Annotated in this window: 20 protein-coding genes and 1 tRNA gene; 17 read left to right on the top strand and 4 right to left on the bottom strand. The window is 62.7% G+C overall.

From position 1 onward, the window contains the following. The first annotated feature begins 31 nt into the window (after positions 1 to 31). The 4 genes from ribH (at position 32) to E7813_RS04735 (ending at position 4,354) form a co-directional block, all read left to right on the top strand. The gene (gene ribH, locus E7813_RS04750; protein WP_291571391.1) at positions 32 to 523 is read left to right on the top strand and encodes a 6,7-dimethyl-8-ribityllumazine synthase; all 492 of its coding nucleotides are present in this window, start codon (positions 32 to 34) and stop codon (positions 521 to 523) included. A 2-nt stretch (positions 524 to 525) separates the two neighbouring features. After that, complete coding sequence (gene nusB / locus E7813_RS04745; RefSeq protein WP_291571389.1) at positions 526 to 1,023, top strand: transcription antitermination factor NusB; 498 nt, start codon at positions 526 to 528, stop codon at positions 1,021 to 1,023. A gap of 9 nt (positions 1,024 to 1,032) precedes the next feature. Next, a complete protein-coding gene (gene thiL / locus E7813_RS04740; protein ID WP_291571388.1) occupies positions 1,033 to 2,016 on the top strand; it encodes a thiamine-phosphate kinase in 984 nt (327 codons plus the stop codon). 217 nt (positions 2,017 to 2,233) lie between these two features. Continuing rightward, the gene (locus E7813_RS04735; protein ID WP_291571387.1) at positions 2,234 to 4,354 is read left to right on the top strand and encodes a sodium-translocating pyrophosphatase; all 2,121 of its coding nucleotides are present in this window, start codon (positions 2,234 to 2,236) and stop codon (positions 4,352 to 4,354) included. A 130-nt stretch (positions 4,355 to 4,484) separates the two neighbouring features. On the opposite strand, the gene bamE is transcribed toward E7813_RS04735, so the two are convergent. Next, the gene (gene bamE, locus E7813_RS04730; RefSeq protein ID WP_291571386.1) at positions 4,485 to 4,970 is read right to left on the bottom strand and encodes an outer membrane protein assembly factor BamE; all 486 of its coding nucleotides are present in this window, start codon (positions 4,968 to 4,970) and stop codon (positions 4,485 to 4,487) included. A 122-nt stretch (positions 4,971 to 5,092) separates the two neighbouring features. Between bamE and E7813_RS04725 the strand changes: the two genes are divergently transcribed. The 7 genes from E7813_RS04725 (at position 5,093) to E7813_RS04695 (ending at position 9,800) form a co-directional block, all read left to right on the top strand. Then, entirely contained in the window at positions 5,093 to 5,644 is a 552-nt protein-coding gene (locus E7813_RS04725) for a ubiquinol-cytochrome C chaperone family protein (protein WP_291571384.1), read from the top strand. Then, entirely contained in the window at positions 5,641 to 6,243 is a 603-nt protein-coding gene (locus E7813_RS04720; RefSeq protein WP_291571381.1) for a DUF177 domain-containing protein, read from the top strand. The genes E7813_RS04725 and E7813_RS04720 overlap by 4 nt, the downstream gene beginning before the upstream one ends. Before the next feature lie 289 nt (positions 6,244 to 6,532). After that, complete coding sequence (plsX, locus tag E7813_RS04715; RefSeq protein WP_291571379.1) at positions 6,533 to 7,594, top strand: phosphate acyltransferase PlsX; 1,062 nt, start codon at positions 6,533 to 6,535, stop codon at positions 7,592 to 7,594. Beyond that, positions 7,591 to 8,568 (top strand): beta-ketoacyl-ACP synthase III, encoded by a 978-nt coding sequence (locus E7813_RS04710; RefSeq protein ID WP_291571377.1) that lies wholly within the window; start codon positions 7,591 to 7,593, stop codon positions 8,566 to 8,568. Before plsX ends, E7813_RS04710 begins: the two co-directional genes overlap by 4 nt. Positions 8,569 to 8,700: 132 nt before the next feature. Continuing rightward, complete coding sequence (locus E7813_RS04705; RefSeq protein WP_291571375.1) at positions 8,701 to 9,018, top strand: integration host factor subunit alpha; 318 nt, start codon at positions 8,701 to 8,703, stop codon at positions 9,016 to 9,018. Between the two features lie 51 nt (positions 9,019 to 9,069). After that, a complete protein-coding gene (locus E7813_RS04700) occupies positions 9,070 to 9,630 on the top strand; it encodes a MerR family transcriptional regulator (protein WP_291571372.1) in 561 nt (186 codons plus the stop codon). Positions 9,631 to 9,722: 92 nt separating this feature from the next. Then, a tRNA-Pro gene (locus tag E7813_RS04695) sits at positions 9,723 to 9,800 on the top strand. A gap of 51 nt (positions 9,801 to 9,851) precedes the next feature. Here the strand turns inward: E7813_RS04695 and E7813_RS04690 are convergent. Further along, complete coding sequence (locus E7813_RS04690) at positions 9,852 to 10,043, bottom strand: hypothetical protein (protein WP_291571370.1); 192 nt, start codon at positions 10,041 to 10,043, stop codon at positions 9,852 to 9,854. Positions 10,044 to 10,218: 175 nt separating this feature from the next. Between E7813_RS04690 and E7813_RS04685 the strand changes: the two genes are divergently transcribed. The 5 genes from E7813_RS04685 to E7813_RS04665 all read left to right on the top strand — a co-directional run bounded on the left by E7813_RS04685 (position 10,219) and on the right by E7813_RS04665 (position 13,054). Further along, positions 10,219 to 10,428, top strand: a complete 210-nt coding sequence (locus tag E7813_RS04685) for a PRC-barrel domain-containing protein (protein ID WP_291571369.1) — start codon at positions 10,219 to 10,221, stop codon at positions 10,426 to 10,428. 172 nt (positions 10,429 to 10,600) lie between these two features. Continuing rightward, on the top strand, positions 10,601 to 10,900 hold the full coding sequence (locus E7813_RS04680; RefSeq protein WP_291571367.1) for a hypothetical protein: 300 nt from the start codon (positions 10,601 to 10,603) through the stop codon (positions 10,898 to 10,900). Between the two features lie 148 nt (positions 10,901 to 11,048). After that, positions 11,049 to 11,261, top strand: coding sequence for a hypothetical protein (locus E7813_RS04675; protein WP_291571366.1), 213 nt, complete (start codon positions 11,049 to 11,051; stop codon positions 11,259 to 11,261). 196 nt (positions 11,262 to 11,457) lie between these two features. Then, positions 11,458 to 12,426, top strand: coding sequence for an SDR family NAD(P)-dependent oxidoreductase (locus tag E7813_RS04670; protein ID WP_291571364.1), 969 nt, complete (start codon positions 11,458 to 11,460; stop codon positions 12,424 to 12,426). A gap of 154 nt (positions 12,427 to 12,580) precedes the next feature. Then, positions 12,581 to 13,054 (top strand): DUF2059 domain-containing protein, encoded by a 474-nt coding sequence (locus E7813_RS04665; protein WP_363331151.1) that lies wholly within the window; start codon positions 12,581 to 12,583, stop codon positions 13,052 to 13,054. A 128-nt stretch (positions 13,055 to 13,182) separates the two neighbouring features. Here E7813_RS04665 and E7813_RS04660 read toward each other — a convergent pair whose 3' ends face one another. Beyond that, entirely contained in the window at positions 13,183 to 14,370 is a 1,188-nt protein-coding gene (locus E7813_RS04660) for an OpgC domain-containing protein (protein WP_291571360.1), read from the bottom strand. 497 nt (positions 14,371 to 14,867) lie between these two features. Between E7813_RS04660 and E7813_RS04655 the strand changes: the two genes are divergently transcribed. Continuing rightward, positions 14,868 to 16,070 carry an OpgC domain-containing protein gene (locus tag E7813_RS04655; protein WP_291571358.1) on the top strand — a complete coding sequence of 401 codons (1,203 nt, stop codon included), beginning with the start codon at positions 14,868 to 14,870 and terminating at the stop codon, positions 16,068 to 16,070. 34 nt (positions 16,071 to 16,104) lie between these two features. On the opposite strand, the gene E7813_RS04650 is transcribed toward E7813_RS04655, so the two are convergent. Continuing rightward, positions 16,105 to 17,802 (bottom strand): glycosyltransferase family 39 protein, encoded by a 1,698-nt coding sequence (locus E7813_RS04650; protein ID WP_291571357.1) that lies wholly within the window; start codon positions 17,800 to 17,802, stop codon positions 16,105 to 16,107. Positions 17,803 to 17,952: the final 150 nt, after the last annotated feature.

The following is a 17,952-nucleotide window of genomic DNA, read 5'->3' as shown; positions in this document are numbered from 1 at the left end:
GCCAACTGGCACATAGTTCCGATTGGCATGTATGGCAGACGCGCGGCGCGCACAATTAAAGGATCAGACCGACATTTCAGGCGCGCGCGCGCTGATTGTCGAGGCGCGCTTCTACGACGACATCCAGGATGCCTTGCTGGAAGGCGCGGTGGCCGAGTTGAAAGCCGCCGGCGTCATCCATGACGTCATCACGGTTCCCGGCGCGCTGGAAATTCCGGCCGCAATCGCCATCGCGCTCGATGCCGCCGAGAACAGCGGCAAACCCTATGATGCCGCGATCGCGCTGGGCTGTGTGATCAGGGGCGACACCATCCATTTCGAGATCGTCTCGATGGAATCCTCGCGCGCGCTGATGGACCTGGCGGTGGCGAGAAAGTTCCCGCTTGGCAATGGCATCATCACCGTCAATACCGACGCGCAGGCCTGGGCGCGGGCGCGCGCCGGCGAACTCAACAAGGGCGGCGACGCCGCGCGCGCGGCGCTGGCGATGCTGCGGATCAAGCGCCAGGTGGCGCGGGCCTGACCATGGCAGACGACAAAAACAAGCCCGTCAGGAGCCCGGACAAGAAAGCCAATCGCCGCGGCGCCGCGCGGCTCGCGGCGGTGCAGGCGCTCTACCAGATGGATATCGCCGGCGCCGGGATCAACGACATCTTCGCCGAGTTCGAGAGCCATTGGCTCGGCGGCGAGGTCGAAGGCGACAAATACCTGCCGGCCGAGGCCGCGTTCTTTCGCGACGTGGTGTCCGGCGTGGTCCGCGATCAGGCCAAACTCGATCCATTGATCGACGACGCGCTGTCGAAGGGCTGGCCCTTGAAGCGGATCGACGCCATCCTGCGCGCGGTGCTGCGCGCCGGCTCCTACGAGCTCGAACATCGCAAGGACGTGCCCGCGCGCGTGGTGGTGTCGGAATATGTCGATGTCGCGCATGCCTTTGTCGACAGTGACGAGACCGGGATGGTGAATGCGGTGCTCGACCAGATCGCCCGCCAGTTCCGTGCCGAAGAGTTTGTGCGTGGTTAGTGTGACAACATGCCTTCAGGCGAAGACTCACTGATCGCACGCTATTTCCGCCCCATCGCGACCGATCCGGGCGCGTTCGGCCTCATGGACGATGCGGCGATCCTTAAATTCTCCGGCGACGATCTCGTGGTCACCACCGACGCCATCGTCGAGGGCGTGCATTTCCTGCCCGATGATCCCGCCGACACCGTCGCGCGCAAGGCGCTGCGGGTAAATCTGTCCGACCTCGCCGCCAAGGGCGCGACATCAGCGGGTTTCGTGCTGACGCTGGCCTTGCGTGCCCTCGATGATGGCTGGCTTACCTCCTTTGCGCGCGGGCTTGGCGAGGATGCCGGCCATTTCGGCTGTCCATTGTTGGGCGGGGATACGGTTTCCACGCCGGGCCCGCTGACGGTCTCGATCACGGCGTTCGGGCGGGTGCCGGCAGGCAGGATGGTCCCTCGCAGCCGCGCCAAACCCGGCGACCGCATTGTGGTGACTGGAACGATCGGCGACGCCGCGCTCGGTCTCGATATCCTGAAGGGCGGCACGGTCGCTGGCGCGCTCGCGGACGACCCCGCGGCAACAGCGATGCTGGTCGAACGCTATCGCGTGCCGCAGCCACGCGACGCGCTGGCGCTGGCGGTGCGCGAGCATGCCAGTGCTGCGATGGATGTGTCCGACGGCCTTGCCGGCGATCTTGCCAAGCTGTGCGTGGCCTCCAGCGTATCGGCCGTGATCGATGCCGAGAGCATCCCGCGCTCATCCGCGGTCCGGGGACTGGTCAAGCGCGGCATTGTCGGCATCGAGGCCGTCGTTTCCGGCGGCGACGATTACGAGATCTTGTGCACCATCCCCGAGAATCGCTTCGAGGTGTTCGCGCAAGCCGCAGGGGTTGCAGGTGTAGCCGTGTGCTCGATTGGCACCGTGATCGCGGGGACGGCGGTTCCGAGGTTTTTGGACGGGACGGGCCGGGAGATCGTGCTGCAGCGGCTGTCTCACAGCCATTTCTAGCATTTTTGCCAAAAGCGGGCATTGTTGCGGTTTCCACCGCAAAACCTTTCGGAAAATCGCCTGTTTGGGCCGTTCACAGCGTTGCGCCCGGCATGCGATTTTGGCATGGTCCCGCCGATTTGAGGCCGCCCTTTTGGGCAGGGCAGGCCTCCTTTTTGTGCGCCCGCCGCTCCCGCGGTGACTGGCGTAGGCACCATCAGGATCTGAGGCAAATTCAATGACAGCAATATGGATGATTGTGCTCTGCGGAGCGCTTTCAATTGTTTACGCCATCTGGGCGACAGCATCGGTTTTGAAATCGGACGCCGGCAATCCGCGGATGCAGGAAATCGCAGCCGCGGTGCGCGAGGGCGCGCAGGCCTATCTCAAGCGCCAGTACATGACCATCGGTCTGGTCGGCATCGTGATTTTTGCGCTGCTGGCTTATTTCCTCGGCATGCTGGTCGCAGCGGGATTCCTGATCGGCGCGATCCTGTCGGGCGCCGCCGGCTTCATCGGCATGAACGTCTCGGTGCGCGCCAATGTCCGCACCGCACAGGCCGCGACGACCTCGCTGGCCGGCGGGCTTGAACTCGCCTTCAAGGCCGGCGCCATCACCGGCATGCTGGTGGCGGGTCTGGCACTGCTCGGCGTCACTATCTACTTTGCGTTCCTCACCCATTATCTCAATCTGGCCCCCAACAGCCGCACCGTGGTCGATGCGCTGGTGGCGCTCGGCTTCGGCGCCTCGCTGATCTCGATCTTCGCCCGTCTCGGCGGCGGCATCTTCACCAAGGGCGCCGACGTCGGCGGCGATCTCGTCGGCAAGGTCGAAGCCGGCATTCCCGAGGACGATCCGCGCAACCCCGCCACCATCGCCGATAACGTCGGCGATAACGTCGGCGATTGCGCCGGCATGGCCGCCGACCTGTTCGAGACCTATGCGGTGACCGCGGTCGCCACCATGGTGCTGGCCGCGATCTTCTTCGCGACCTCGCCGCTGCTCGTCAACGTGATGACGCTGCCGCTGGCGATCGGTGGCATCTGCATCATCACCTCGATCATCGGAACTTTCTTCGTCAAGCTCGGCGCCAGCCAGTCGATCATGGGCGCGCTGTACAAGGGCCTGATCGCCACCGGCGTATTGTCGCTGTTCGGCGTTGCCGGTGTGATCTACTGGCTGGTCGGCTTCGGTCCGCTGGCGGGCGTGAAATATACCGGCATGGCTTTGTTCGAATGCGGCATCGCGGGCTTGGTCGTGACCGGACTGATCATCGTCATCACCGAATACTACACCGGCACCGAATATCGTCCGGTAAAGTCGATCGCGGCTTCGTCGGTGACGGGCCACGGCACCAACGTGATCCAGGGCCTGGCGATCTCGATGGAATCCACCGCCGGTCCGGCGCTGGTGATCATCGCCGGCATCCTCGTCACCTACAGCCTGGCCGGCCTGTTCGGCATTGCCATCGCGACGACGACAATGCTGGCGCTGGCCGGCATGATCGTGGCGCTCGACGCCTTCGGCCCGGTCACCGACAACGCCGGCGGCATCGCCGAAATGGCCGGCCTGCCCAAGGAAGTCCGGAAAGCCACCGACGCGCTTGACGCGGTCGGCAACACCACCAAGGCGGTCACCAAGGGTTATGCGATCGGCTCTGCCGGTCTCGGCGCGCTGGTGCTGTTCGCGGCCTACAATGAAGACCTCAAATACTTCATCGCCAACGCCGTCAAGTTTCCCTACTTCCAGGGCGTGATCCCGGACTTCTCGCTGAACAATCCTTACGTCGTGGTCGGCCTGCTGTTCGGCGGCCTGCTGCCGTATCTGTTCGGCGCGATGGGGATGACGGCCGTGGGACGCGCGGCCAGCGCCATCGTCGAAGAAGTGCGGCGTCAGTTCCGCGAGAAACCCGGCATCATGCAGGGAACCGACAAGCCGGACTACGGCAAGGCGGTCGATCTTCTGACCAAGGCGGCGATCAAGGAAATGATCATTCCCTCGCTGCTGCCGGTGCTGTCGCCGATCTTCGTCTATTTTGTCATCTTTGGCATCGCCGGCGGCGGTTCAGCCGGCAAATCGGCGGCGTTCTCCGCCGTCGGCGCGATGCTGCTCGGCGTGATCGTGACCGGCCTGTTCGTGGCGATCTCCATGACCTCGGGCGGCGGCGCTTGGGACAACGCCAAGAAGTACATCGAAGACGGCCACTATGGCGGCAAGGGCTCCGACGCCCACAAGGCCGCGGTGACCGGCGACACCGTCGGCGATCCCTACAAGGACACTGCGGGTCCCGCCGTCAATCCGATGATCAAGATCACCAACATCGTGGCACTGTTGCTGCTGGCGATCCTGGCGCACTAAGCAGCAGCATTCCGCGATCGAGACAAAAACCCCGCGGTGCGAGCCGCGGGGTTTTCCTTTGTCTCGCAGTCGTTCCATCGGCGTTTCCCGGATGCAACGCAAAAGCGCTGCACCGCGAAGCGATCGCGACTCAATTGAAGCTGAGAAGCTTGAACAGCGGCGTCAGGTAGCTGAGTTCCTGGCCCGAGGTCGGCGTGGTGCGGCTGATGAAGTCGAATATCCTGCCGTCCTTCAGGCCATAATTGGCGAGCCGCTGCACCTGGCGGTTCTTGTCGAAATAGATCGCAATCACGCGCTGGTCGATGACTTGCTGGTTCATGAACGCCACCTTGCGTTCGGAACGCTGCGAAATGTAGTAGAAGACTTCGCCGTTCAACGTCGCCACCGTGGACGGCGTTCCCATCACGATCAGCACCTGGTCCTGGCTGGCGCCGATCGGAATTTGCTCAAGCGCGCCCGGCGGCAGAATGTAACCCTTCTGGAATTGCTCGCCTGCGCAGCCGCCGAGCGCCCCGCAGACCAGCGCAACGGCAACGGCGGCGCGGATGCCGCGCCAGCGCGCAACGAGGCCGCGCCGGGAGGGCACGCCTGAGCATGTCGGACTGGTCACAATCATTCCGGAACTGGCCCCGTGCCCTTGCATCGCGCGAGGTGTTGACGTACCGGGCAGCACGTCGGATTGCAACATGCGCGGGCCCCCAGTAAGCAAACCTCGGGGGCTCGCTTGCGGAACCCATAATGCTTTGGCCGTTCAATCACTTCAGGAACCCCTGGATCGTCCCGCGCGGCACCATTGAGACCATCTATGGCATGATCGTGACGCAAGCGCGAGAACCGTTGTTTTATCGGGACTTTGGCGTGCCGGATACGGTTAACGGTCGTTTTGATCTGCTGGTGCTGCATTTGTGGATGGTATTGCGGCGGCTGAGGCCGATGGCCGGCGGCCCTGACCTTTCCCAGGTGCTGTTTGATCGCTTCTGCGACGATATGGACGCCAATTTGCGCGAAATGGGGGTCGGCGACCTCGCCGTCCCGAAGCGGATGCAGGCCTTCGGCGAGGCTTTTTACGGCCGATCCGCCGCCTACGATCTGGCTTTGGCCGCCGGCGAAGAGCCACTGGCGCAAGCGCTGTGCAAGAATATCTTGAACGGAGAGGGAATCGAAAACGCACGGCGGCTCGCCGTCTATGCCGAGTCGGCTATCGCGGCCCTGGCAGGATCGGACGAGGCGGCGTTGCAGAGCGGATCGTGGAAGTTTCCCACGCTCGCCCGATCGGACGAGCAGGCATGAACAGAACAGACAGCAAGAGCGGCCGGGCAGATCCCTGGAGCGTTCCCGTCGTCGTCGAGCAAATACCCGACACCGGATTGCATCGCGAAATGGAAGCCGGCCCAGCCGCCCGCGCCGCGATGGCCGAGGTCGCCGGCTTGCGCGAAATTCTGTTTGCGACGGCTTCGCTCGATGTGACCCCGAAAGGCAGAGGCCGTGTCCACGTAGCGGGCCGCGTCCAGGCGCGGATCGGGCAGACCTGCGTGGTCTCGCTCGACCCCATCGAGAACGACATCGACGAAACGATCGATCTGATTTTCGCGCCCCCTGAGCAAATCCCTCAACTGGCCGATCTGGTAGACGAGGCCGTCGACAGCGACACTGAAATTCCCGATCCGCCGGAGCCGATCGAAAATGGCGTCATCGATCTTGGCCGGGTAGCGACCGATGCGTTGTTCCTGGGCGTCGATCCCTATCCGCGCAGGCCGGACGCGATTTTCGAACCGCCGGTCGTGGCGGCCGATCCCGAGGATCACCCGTTTGCCGCGCTCAAGGCGCTGCAGCTCGATGCCAAGGCAACAGGTCCCAAGCGGTCTCCGAACAAGCCCAAAGGCGGCTGAAGCATCGTTGCACGGATACATTGCGACAAAGATCACCGCCGGAACGATGCGATAATTTGTCTTAATCCGTTGAACTCCCTGGTTTTATTCTTACGTTCCGATTCCGCCGCGCCGCGGTTCGGCACCCAAAACGGCAAGGTCAAGAGGTTGTGTCGGGACGGGGACACGCTATTGTCGCGGCCCGGCCGAGGCGCGGCGTTGCGCTTCGCCGATCGCCGCTTTCCGCGGCGATTTCCAGTCCGCCGCCGAGCGCTTCAAGGCCGCAAAAGATCAGGTTTCCGGGACGTCCATGCCTCAAAAGGTTCGAATCGCGCTTGACGCGATGGGTGGCGATGTCGGCGCATCGGTTGTCATTCCCGGCGCCGCGATTTCGCTGATCCGGCATCCTGACACCGAATTCCTGCTGTTCGGGGAAAGCGCGTTGATTGAAGCGCAACTCGCCAAGTGCCCGGCGATGAAGGCTGTTTCCCGCGTCGTTCATACCGATGTCGCCGTCAGCATGAACGACAAGCCGAGCCAGGCATTGCGCCGCGGCCGCAAGACCTCGTCGATGTGGCTTGCGATCGACGCCGTCCGGAGGGGCGAAGCCGATGTCGCGGTATCCGCCGGCAATACCGGGGCGCTGATGGCGATGGCGCGGTTTTGTCTGCGCATGCTGCCCGGCATCGACCGGCCGGCGATCGCGGCAGTATGGCCGACGATGCGCGGGGATTCCGTCGTGCTCGACCTCGGCGCCACCATCGGCGGCGACGCGCATCACCTGATGGCGCTGGCGGTGATGGGCAGCGCGATGGCGAGCGTATTGTTCGATCTGGAACGGCCGACCGTCGGCCTGCTCAATATCGGCGTCGAGGAAGTGAAGGGCGGCGAGGAAATTCGCGAAGCCGCCGAGTTGCTGCGCGAGATGGATCTTCCCCAGCTCGAATATATCGGTTTCGTCGAAGGCGATGGCATCGGCAAGGGTGCGGCCGACGTTATCGTCACCGAGGGTTTTAGCGGCAACATCGCCTTGAAAGCCGCCGAGGGAACCGCGCGGCAGATCTCGGAGTATCTGCGCGGGGCCATGGCGCGCACCTGGCGCTCGCGGATCGGCTACCTGTTCGCCAAAAATGCCTTCAAGGCGCTGCGCGACAAGATGGACCCCAGCAAGTCCAATGGCGGCGTGCTGCTCGGGCTGCGCGGCGTCGTCGTCAAAAGCCACGGCGGAACCGATGCCGAAGGCTTTGCGTACGCGGTCGATGTTGGCTATGAGATGGTCCGCTACGATCTCCTGACCAAGATCAATCAAATGCTCAATCGCGATGGCAGTGCGCTTGCTTCTGCGCCGACCGCGCAGGAGGCTGTCTCGTGACTGCTATACGTTCGGTCGTGCTTGGTTGCGGTTCCTACCTGCCGCAACAGATTCTGACCAATGCCGAACTGGCGGCGCGGGTCGATACCTCGGATGAGTGGATCGTGCAGCGTACCGGCATCCGGCAACGCCACATCGCCGCCGAGGGCGAGTTTACCTCGCATCTGGCGATCAATGCCGCGCGCGATGCCCTGGCCAATGCCGGGATCGACGCGCAGTCGATCGACCTGATCGTGCTGGCGACCTCGACCCCCGACAACACCTTTCCCGCAACCGCGGTCGCGGTGCAGAACGGGCTCGGCATCAACCATGGCGCCGCCTTCGACCTGCAGGCGGTGTGCTCGGGATTTATCTTCGCGCTGGCCACCGCGGACAACTTCCTGCGCAGCGGCGCTTTCAAGCGCGCGCTGGTGATCGGCGCCGAGACATTCTCGCGCATTCTCGACTGGAGCGACCGCGGCACCTGCGTGCTGTTCGGCGACGGCGCCGGCGCCGTCGTGCTGGACGCCCAGGTGCAGCCGGGCAAGCCCACCGACCGCGGCATACTGACCACGCATTTGCGCTCCGATGGCCGCCACAAGTCGAAATTGTACGTCGATGGCGGTCCTTCCTCGACCCGGACGGTGGGATACCTGCGGATGGAAGGCCGCGAGGTGTTCAAGCACGCCGTCGGCATGATCACCGACGTGATCGTGGACGCGTTCGAGGCCACCGGGACGACCGCCGACGATATCGACTGGTTCATTCCCCATCAGGCCAACAAGCGAATCATCGATGCTTCAGCGCACAAGCTGCATATTGCACCGCAGAAGGTGGTGCTGACGGTCGACCTGCACGGCAACACCTCGGCGGCGTCGATTCCGCTGGCACTCGCAGTCGCAGTCAAAGACGGACGCGTGAAGAAAGGTGACCTGGTGCTGCTGGAAGCCATGGGCGGCGGCTTCACTTGGGGCTCGGCGCTGTTGCGCTGGTAAGCGCAGTCTTAAAAAATCTCTGCACTTTGCCGACTTGTTTCATGCTATTGCATTGATGAGCGCTGTTGACCGTCGCGCGTTAAGCTCATAATTTCAGAAACAAATTGTTCGCCGGGAGTTTTGGGGCAGGCGATGACCGGGACCGGAAAAACAGTCACACGCGTCGATCTGTGCGAAGCGGTCTACCAGAAGGTGGGCTTGTCGCGCACGGAGTCGTCCGCCTTTGTCGAACTGGTCCTGAAAGAGATCACCGATTGCCTCGAGAAGGGCGAGACCGTGAAATTGTCGTCGTTCGGCTCGTTCATGGTGCGCAAGAAAGGCCAGCGTATCGGCCGTAACCCGAAGACCGGCACCGAGGTGCCGATCTCTCCGCGTCGCGTGATGGTGTTCAAGCCGTCGGCCATTTTGAAGCAGCGGATCAACGGCAATGGTACCGGTGAGGGCGACTAGCAAGGTCGGCTGGAACAGTCGTTCAACAAGGCAATAGGCAGGAGCGAGCATTTGGACAAGGCGCCGGATGCGTTCCGAACCATCAGCGAGGTCGCCGACGATCTCGATATCCCCCAGCATGTGCTGCGGTTCTGGGAGACGCGGTTCGTTCAAATCAAGCCGATGAAGCGCAGCGGCGGCCGGCGTTATTATCGCCCCGACGATGTCGACCTGCTGCGGGGCATCCGCCGCCTGTTGTACGGCGAGGGCTACACCATCCGCGGTGTACAGCGCATTCTGAAAGAGCATGGCATCAAAGCGGTCCAGGCGCTGGCCGACGGATTGACTGTCGCTTCGTTTGGTTCGGTCGAACGGGCGATCGGGCAAAGTCTCTTGGAAGACGATGACGAGGCGGTTCCGGGCATCGATACCGATGATGAGGAAGGTGATGGCACCGACGGCATCGATTTTCGCTTTCTCGAAATCGACAAGGACGGCCTGTCGCCGGCGTTCGACAGCGGACCGATTCCCGGTGTCGGGGCAGGGATCCTGGACGCGGAACGCCTGGAAGGCGTGTTGCAGGACCTGATGGCCTGCCGGCAATTGCTCGATGCCGCGTTGAAGGATGGCTGATCGCCCTGTACGGAGGAAACCCCAACTCAGGCCGCTCCGCGCGCCCGATCGCGCCTTGCGCGCAGGGCTGATCGAAGCTAAGGGAACGGCATCGGAGCGTGGCGCAGCCCGGTTAGCGCACTAGTCTGGGAGACTAGGGGTCGGAGGTTCAAATCCTCTCGCTCCGACCAATCAAAATCGAGGTTCTTGCCCGCGCAAGCTGTCGTGCTCGTCGGTGCGGCCTATCGACTGAAACCCAGCCGGATCACGTCTGCGTTTTCGTGCACGGCCCGGTTGGCAACGCCGATGAAGATCGGAATCGCCACGATCAACAGCAGACCCATGACGAGGCGCGTGCGGCTCACGACGCGTTTTGCGGCACGACGCTTGACGTAACGCACGTTCGAACGGTCTGGGCTCTCTTCGTTTTGCATTGCGTTTGCGGCCTGCACGCCCTGGACGGGGACGTTCCCATTTCGTTCGCGTCGATGTCAAGCGCCAACACGCGCGCCGGGAAACGGCCCGGCGCCTTTGTCCGGTCACGAGTTGTGCACCTTTCAATGCAAACACTTCGGCCGCGAAAGATTCGAGTCTGACGTCGGAAATGCCATGCCCCTTGTGAAACTCCGTGCCTCGACGATCCTCGGCGCGTTCGAGCGAGCTCAATCCGAACTGATCGGCAAAGCTGTGGTGCTGACCGACGGAAAGGCCGGGACGGTCGAGAATGTCTGGCTCGACGAATTGCACGGCCTGCGCGTTTCGATCGCCGGCCACGACGGGAAATGGCCGATTTCAACCATCAAACTTGCACAGAACTAGACGGCACGGGCGCCGTCGATGTGCCCTGTTGTTCCGCGATTTCTGCACGCAGGCCGAGCGCACCGACGACGATGGACGGCATCGCAACAAACTCAGGCGGGCAGGCGCGTTACGGCTATTGGCGGCGCGGTGGGCGTAATGATATGCAGGCAAAATCAAGGGAGGCTACCCCATGAAAGCTTTGCGCGCCGCAGCAATGATCGCGTTACTGGCCGGGCCTGCTTATGCCCAAGACCAGGCCCCAATTCAAAGAGCCGGCGAGCCTGACAAGGAAAAGTCAGCCCGCCAGATCCAGGATGAGAAGGCGGCCCAAAAAGCCTATGAGCAATCGCTCGGCAACATTCCCGAAAAGGCCGCTACCGACCCGTGGGGCAACGCGCGCAGCATCGACGCGCCCAAAGCCGCTACCAAGACCGTTACCAAGACCACGCCGCCAAAGCTGCACGCCAAAACCGGCAGCACCGCGAACTAGCGCATGATCCGACAAAAGCCCGACGGCGCCGCGATGGTTTCCGCGACCGCCCGCCGGTGATTAGCGGGGATAATGCCGGCGGTCCGGTAGCCCTTTAGGTTTGGCGGCGCAAGATCGGCGGCTTATTGGATCATGCCTGAGGCGCGCCATGCTCCTTCGTCCACGAGATCTGGCAGATCGAATGTCCGCCCCGCAGCGGCCGGAGACATTCACGCTGCCGATCGAGGCGGCCCGGCTCAAAGCCCGCGAAATCCTCAACCGGATTCCGCAAGCCGGCTACACGACGGTTGTCGAAAACTGGCGGCAGCTTCCCGACGGACAGATCGAATTCACGATGCGGCACCTGCCGACGCCGGATTAAGCGAACCAGGAAATCCCGATATCACCGGACGCCGGAGCCCGGCGCTTGCCCGATGCCGCCGTGCCTGTACATTGTTCCCGGGGGTTCGGGAACGACATCGTCGGCGTTCACTGCCAGTCGGTTGTTTGTGCCCGTCTCGGCCGAAGACCGTATTTCCAGCAGCCCGGCTCCGGCACCGCAGAGGTTAGGAACGCCCATGAAAGACTTTGCCGGAAAGATCGCCGTCATTACCGGAGGCGGCACGGGCATGGGCCGCGAACTCGCGCGCCAACTCGTCGCCGAGGGCTGCAATGTCGCGATGTGCGACGTGTCGGCGGACGCCATGGCGGAAACCAGGCGGCTGTGCGAGGTCGAGCGGCTGCCGCAGGGCTTGCGCATCACCACCCATATTGCCGACGTGTCGATCGAAGATCAGTTGCTGCGATTCCGCGATGAACTCGCCGAACAGCAGGCCACCGACAAGATCCACCTGCTGTTCAACAATGCCGGCATCGGTGGCGGCGGCAGCCTGTTCACCAACACGCGCGAGCAGTGGGAGAAGACCTTCAACATCTGCTGGGGCGGCGTCTATCTCGGCGTTCGCACCTTCCTGCCGATGCTGGTGAAGGCCGACGAGGGGCATATCGTCAACACCTCCAGTGTCAACGGGTTCTGGGCCTCGGTCGGACTTGGCGTGTCGCATACCGCCTACAGCGCCGCCAAATTCGCGGTGAAGGGGTTTACCGAAGCGTTGATCAACGATCTCAGGCTGAACGCGCCGCACATCAAATGCTCGGTGGTGATGCCGGGCCATATCGGCACCTCCATCGTGTCCAATTCCCGCAAGATCCAGAACGGCAGTGAATCCGACCGGTTGAGCGCGAATGAAGTTCTGGCGACCCGCCGGCGCCTGGAGGGCATGGGCACCGACACGACGGCGATGTCGGATGAGGATATACAGAACATCGCTGCCGATCGTGCGCGGACGTTCCGCGACGAGGCTCCCATGACCGCGGCAGCGGCGGCAACGGTCATCCTCGATGGCGTCAAGGCCGGCCGCTGGCGCATCCTGGTCGGCGATGATGCCCGCCGCCTTGACGAGCGCGTGCGGCAAACCCCGGAACAGGCCTATGAGCCCGAATTCTACCGGAGCTTTGCCGCGGAGGTCGGCTGGCGGCTGGGCTAGCTCCGCAAATCGTTTGGATAACGACCTCGTATGGCGCGAACACCTGCAATGCGGGCCATCAATCCCGGCGGCGGCAACTTGTTTTGGGGAAACTCAATTTTCGGGTATCATCGCGCGACAAGGTCACCGGAGGAAAGTCATGTTCAGGCGTCCATTGATCATCACCGGCATGTTTCTGCTCTCGATTTGCACGGCAGCGGCGCAAGCGCCATCGGCCGAGGCCATGACGGCGGCACGCAGCCTGGTGACCACCATGAAGCTGCCTGAGCAGTACAAGGCGCTGCTGCCAGCCATCCTGCTGGGCCTCAGGCGCACGCTCACTCAAGACCGCCCCGAGATTGAACGCGACTACGACAGCATGAAGCCAATGGTCGACGCTGCGTTTCAGCCATACTACACGGCGATGCTCGACGACGTCGCCGCCATCTATGCCAACAATTATACGGTGGCCGAGATGCGCGATATGGAGACGTTTTTCCAGCGGCCGGTCGGGCAAAAGTACCTCGAAAAGTCGCCAATCATCGCCCAGCAGACCACCAAGGTAACCCAGGATGCCAGCCACAAGGCGGCCGACGATCTGCGCACGCGCTTGACTGAAGCGCTACGCCAGAAAGGCCACAAACTGTAACGGCGCTTCGCTCCGGGATGTCAAAATCCCGATTCGAAAAGTTGACGGAGCGGCCCGCCGGGCGGTCGCTACCCTGATCCAGCCCGCTCCCGGGGCACGGCGGCGTAAGCTTTCGCCGAACGCCGGGATCACGCCTTGCCGGGCTCGATTGCCGCCTTCGGCGTCTGGAATTCGCTGACATCGACGAACAGGTTGGGAACCGTTCCGGCCCGATCCAGAAGCCATGCAAGCGCCGTCATGACCGCCATGCCGCCGAAGCTGACGAGCAGTTGCGTCAAGACGCCATGGGAGTACTGAACCAGGAACCAGTGCGCCCCAAAGGACAGGAATACGCCGAAGCAAAACAGCGGAAGCGAGTGCTGTCCGCACAGCACCAACGGACGCAGCCACATGGAGGAGAGTATCTCCGCCTTGCGCGGGAAATATCGGGAGACCACCAGCGCCAGCGCGAGGAAGTGGGTGAAGCGCAGCATGTCGAGGTCGGTCTTGTCGATCGGATAGATCGCCTTGATCATCCATTTCGGGACCATCGCGTCCAGTGCCGGGACGTGCCAGGTCATCACGATCAGGAACGCGAAGGCAAGCCACGCCACCGCCACGATCAGCGCCGCGCGCGACCGGATCACGGCCTGTATCTGGGCGACGCCTCCGACGCCGCACCAGGCCGCGAACACAAACATCAACTGCCAGGCGAACGGATTGAAGTACCAGTGCGTCCCCGGCGGATACGAAGCGAAATTCCAGTCGAATATGCGCGCCCCGATGTACAGCAGGACCGAGCCAAGCAAGGTCCAGTTCGGGCGGCGCAACAGGCACCAGATGATCAGCGGCGAAGCGGCCACCAGCGTGATGTAGAGCGGCAGCACGTCGAGATCGACCGGCTTGTAGCGCAGCGTCAGCGCCTGTCCGATCAAAACGTCCGGGTGCTGGAGGAAATTATGGACGTTGAACTCGTCTTCGTACATCGGGTTGTCGAATTTTCTGACCGTGCGCGCGATCTGCGCCGTGAACAGCAGAAACAGCATGATGTGGGCAACGTACATCTGCCACACCCGTGTCCACAGCCGCTTGATGGCCGCCAGGAAATTCCCGGCGCGTATGATCGGTCCATAGATGTAGCCCGCCAGATAACCGGAAATGAATACGAAGAACTCGGCGGCATCGCTGAAGCCATAGTTGCGCAGGGTCAACCAGGCCACGACGTCGTCGGGAACGTGATCGAGGAAGATCATCCACAACCCGATGCCGCGGAACAGGTCGAGCCTGAGGTCACGCTCGAGGGCAAGCGAAATAGGTGCGGTTTCCTGATTGGTCATTATGCCTGATCCATTTTGCCCAGTGTGGTGTCGCGCCAAGGTTACAGCAGCGGCGTCCGGAGACGTGTGACCAGACCTGACGCCGCCAAACAACCCATACGTTCACGGTTCGCCGTCGATGATCGCAAGGAAACCGCCCCCTAGAAACGCATCTTTTTGGAACGCTCATTGAGACTTACCCGGATACTGGCGTCAATCCCCGTGATGGGTCCAAAATGTAAAGAACCGGTATGACGCCTGACCTTCGATCTCGGCCCGCGTGGCCGGCGCTCCCCGCATCCGCGTCACAACCGGATTCATGTATCCGCGGCGTTTATATCGCGATTCGATCACGGTAGCTTTGGACCGGGCAGCCCCCGTAACTTGCTTACCAACCGCGGGTCTATATCATGGGTTGGCGGGGAACGGCCGTGTAAGCCGATCTTCTCAAGGCGGGGCTTAAAGTGTCGATTGCTGATCGAGTTGCCGCGGCGCCCTTTGCGGGTGCAGCAAATACGATGGCGCAAACCACGGCGCCCGCGACCGTCTTGACGCCGGCGGTTCCGCTTGCCGCGGGCGAGCGGGAATTGCGCATCGACCTGTTCCGCGGTCTGGCGCTGTGGCTGATCTTCATCGATCACCTGTCGCCCGATCTCTTGACCTGGTTTACGATCCGCAACTACGGATTCTGCGACGCCGCCGAGATATTCATTTTCATCTCGGGCTATACGGCGGCGTTTGTCTACGGCCGCGCCATGCGGGAGTCCGGATTCGTGATCGCCACCGCGCGCATCATGAAGCGGGTCTGGCAGATCTATGTCGCGCATGTGTTCATCGTCGTCATCTTCCTGGGCGAGATCGAATACGCCGTCAGGAGTTCCGACAACCCGTTTTTCTCGCAGGAAATGCGCGTGGTGGATTTCATCCAGCATCCCGGCATCGTCCTGCTGCAGACCCTGCTGCTCCGATTTCGGCCGTTGAACATCGACGTGCTGCCGCTCTATGTCGTGCTGATGTTTTTTCTCCCCCTGATCCTGTGGCTGATGAAGTGGAAGGCCGACGTGACGCTGGCGCTGTCGGTGGTGCTGTATGCGCTTACCCTGCATTACGACTGGTATCTGAGCGTCTATCCGAGCGGCTACTGGGCCTTCAATCCGTTCGCCTGGCAGATGCTGTTCGTGTTCGGCGCGTGGTGCGCGCTCGGCGGCGCCAGGCGAATGTCGGGCTTGCTCGCTTCGCCGGTGACGCTGTGGGTTGCGGTCGCCTATGTGGCGGCGGCGTTCTTCGTGACGCTGACCTGGTATTTCCCGCAGCTGGAGCCGCTGCTGCCGCGCTGGCTGGTGCAATGGATGTATCCGATCGACAAGACCGATATGGACATCCTGCGGTTCGGGCATTTCCTGGCGCTGGCGGCCATTACGATGCGCTTCGTGCCGAAGGGCTGGCCCGGATTGCAGTCGCCCTGGCTGCGTCCATTGATCCTGTGCGGGACGCATTCGCTGGAGATTTTCTGTCTCGGCGTATTCCTGGCGTTCGCGGGCTATTTCGTGCTGATCGAGACCTCGGGCGGCATCGGCCTGCATTTCCTGGTGGCACTTGTCGGAATTCTGATCATGTCGGCGGTGGCGTGGGTGAATTCCTGGTACAAGCGCACCGATGACAGGGATACCTCGCGGATCGGCGGCACCGGCGGCAACGCCGATATCGTGGGCGGCCGCTGATCGAGGCCGCGCTTTTTCCGGCAACGCGGCAGGCCTATCGCGTCGCGGTCGCCACCGGCTGGACCAGCGCCCGGCGGTCCTTGACATAGGCGATGACGACGCCAAGCCGTTCGACGGTGCCGATCACCTTGCCGTCGAGATCTTCGTCGCAATTCATTTGGGTCGGCGCGATGAAGAACTCGGACTCCTTCCACTCGTGCCTGAAGTCCCAGTGCAGTTGCGGGAGCGTCACGGTCTTGTCGAACGAAAGGCGTTCTCCGCACACCGCGACCGAATAAATCCGGGTCGGCAGCATGGTGTTGCCGGGCTCGGTGCGGCGCAGATAGGCTTCGAGTTGATTGAGCGCCTCGGGCATGCTGTTGAACCAGTAATCGAGGTCGTAGCGACGTGACGCTCCCTCAAGACCTCCGACCACGCTGTTGTAGTAAAGGGATTCATACGGGTGCAGCCTGACCAGGGTCACCGCGTTCCAGAGGAAACATGCGGTCACGACCGCCAGCCCGCCGGAGGCGGCCAGCCGACCGCGCGCCGCGAGCGCCGTCATCGCCGCGCCGAGCCCGATGCCCGCCAGCACCGCCAGCGCCGGAATCACGAACAGGAAATGACGCAGGCCGGTGAAGGCCGGGCCGTGGCAGATCACCTCGCAGCCCAGCGGGAAAAACACCGTGAGCAATATCAGGGCGATGTCCCGGCGCCGCGGCTGCCCCGCACCGGCCGAAAAATCCGGTAGCAGCGCGAACACCATCGCCACGGCCGCACCGAACAGCGTCAGCAGCGGCACGCGGATCAGAATATAGATCGGCACATACAGCCGCGGCGTGTTCGCCATCTCATAGACCTGACCGGCGAGCACCGTGCGGATCGGGTACTGATACTCCGAGAATGCGAGCAGGCCGCGGATCGGGTTGAGCGGCGACAGCGCCGCCCAGGGCCATGCCAGCACCATGATGGCATAGGCGAGCAGCAGCGCCGGTAACAACCGCAGCGAGGATTCGATCGCAAAACGCCTGCGCGCGCGACGGTCGGACCATAGCGCGCGCGGCAGGTAGAGCACGATCGCGAAACCGACATAGATCACCAGCAGCAAACCGAGTACGCGCATGCCGAGTGCGGCTCCGGCCAAAAGGCCGAAGGCGGCGATGTCACTGAGGCGAGGTGCCGGCAGGGCGCGCGCGATGCGGATCAGGAACAAGGTCGCGCCGATCATCGCGGCGGCGAAGGGAATGTCCTTGGTGTGGTTGAACATCGCGCCGTACCACGCGCCACAGACGCTCAACCCGACCGCGGCGATCAGGGCCGCGCGCGGTCCTGCGATCAGCCGCGCGGTTGCCGAGGCCGCGCCAATCCCGCCGATGCCGATCAGCGCGCACAGGATATGGCGCAGGTCATACGGGTCGATCGGGATAAGATGGCTGAGCAGGACGGCGGCGATATCGAACATGCCGCCATAGAGATAGAGGTTCTGGAAGTTGAAGACGTCGAGGTCCCGAAAGCCGCTGGCGTAATAGGCGATGATCAATTCGCCGTAGTGATGCTGAACGCCCTCATCGTTGGAGATCGCGTAGTCCTTGAAAGTGCACAGCGCGATCACGACCAGCGCGGCGATCAGGACCAGCGTGGCGATATCGCAGGCATCGGTGCGCGCGATCCATCCTGTGATGGTCTTGCCCCAGGGCGGCGCATTCCGCGCGATACCGGGAATGGGTTCCCCACCTAGCCTTGCCTCGGTCATGGTACGATCATCTCAACCCGGCAAAGGCAGCGGTTCTGCGGCAGCCGATTCATAACATTTTGCAACAGCTTCACCTGCCAAGCTACTGAAAAATCTGTTAGAAACTTCCACCGCGGCATTTTCGCCCCCCGTCTTGAGCAGGTCTTTATC

The sequence above is a fragment of the Bradyrhizobium sp. genome (genome assembly GCF_004799405.1).
Taxonomy (GTDB): Bacteria; Pseudomonadota; Alphaproteobacteria; order Rhizobiales; family Xanthobacteraceae; genus Bradyrhizobium.
Note: the sequence above shows the minus strand (reverse complement) of the source record. Positions and strands in the feature narration are given on the sequence as shown.

Excerpts from the sequence above, each read along its gene's own strand:
- E7813_RS04650 (WP_291571357.1), bottom strand. The coding sequence starts at position 17,802 with ATGACCGAGGCAAGGCTAGGTGGGGAACCCATTCCCGGTATCGCGCGG.
- E7813_RS04735 (WP_291571387.1), top strand. The coding sequence starts at position 2,234 with ATGACAGCAATATGGATGATTGTGCTCTGCGGAGCGCTTTCAATTGTT.
- thiL (WP_291571388.1), top strand. The coding sequence starts at position 1,033 with ATGCCTTCAGGCGAAGACTCACTGATCGCACGCTATTTCCGCCCCATC.
- E7813_RS04670 (WP_291571364.1), top strand. The coding sequence starts at position 11,458 with ATGAAAGACTTTGCCGGAAAGATCGCCGTCATTACCGGAGGCGGCACG.
- E7813_RS04655 (WP_291571358.1), top strand. The coding sequence starts at position 14,868 with ATGGCGCAAACCACGGCGCCCGCGACCGTCTTGACGCCGGCGGTTCCG.
- E7813_RS04685 (WP_291571369.1), top strand. The coding sequence starts at position 10,219 with ATGCCCCTTGTGAAACTCCGTGCCTCGACGATCCTCGGCGCGTTCGAG.
- E7813_RS04690 (WP_291571370.1), bottom strand. The coding sequence starts at position 10,043 with ATGCAAAACGAAGAGAGCCCAGACCGTTCGAACGTGCGTTACGTCAAG.
- nusB (WP_291571389.1), top strand. The coding sequence starts at position 526 with ATGGCAGACGACAAAAACAAGCCCGTCAGGAGCCCGGACAAGAAAGCC.
- E7813_RS04705 (WP_291571375.1), top strand. The coding sequence starts at position 8,701 with ATGACCGGGACCGGAAAAACAGTCACACGCGTCGATCTGTGCGAAGCG.
- E7813_RS04675 (WP_291571366.1), top strand. The coding sequence starts at position 11,049 with ATGCTCCTTCGTCCACGAGATCTGGCAGATCGAATGTCCGCCCCGCAG.
- E7813_RS04660 (WP_291571360.1), bottom strand. The coding sequence starts at position 14,370 with ATGACCAATCAGGAAACCGCACCTATTTCGCTTGCCCTCGAGCGTGAC.
- E7813_RS04680 (WP_291571367.1), top strand. The coding sequence starts at position 10,601 with ATGAAAGCTTTGCGCGCCGCAGCAATGATCGCGTTACTGGCCGGGCCT.
- E7813_RS04725 (WP_291571384.1), top strand. The coding sequence starts at position 5,093 with ATGCTTTGGCCGTTCAATCACTTCAGGAACCCCTGGATCGTCCCGCGC.
- ribH (WP_291571391.1), top strand. The coding sequence starts at position 32 with ATGGCAGACGCGCGGCGCGCACAATTAAAGGATCAGACCGACATTTCA.
- E7813_RS04720 (WP_291571381.1), top strand. The coding sequence starts at position 5,641 with ATGAACAGAACAGACAGCAAGAGCGGCCGGGCAGATCCCTGGAGCGTT.
- plsX (WP_291571379.1), top strand. The coding sequence starts at position 6,533 with ATGCCTCAAAAGGTTCGAATCGCGCTTGACGCGATGGGTGGCGATGTC.
- bamE (WP_291571386.1), bottom strand. The coding sequence starts at position 4,970 with ATGATTGTGACCAGTCCGACATGCTCAGGCGTGCCCTCCCGGCGCGGC.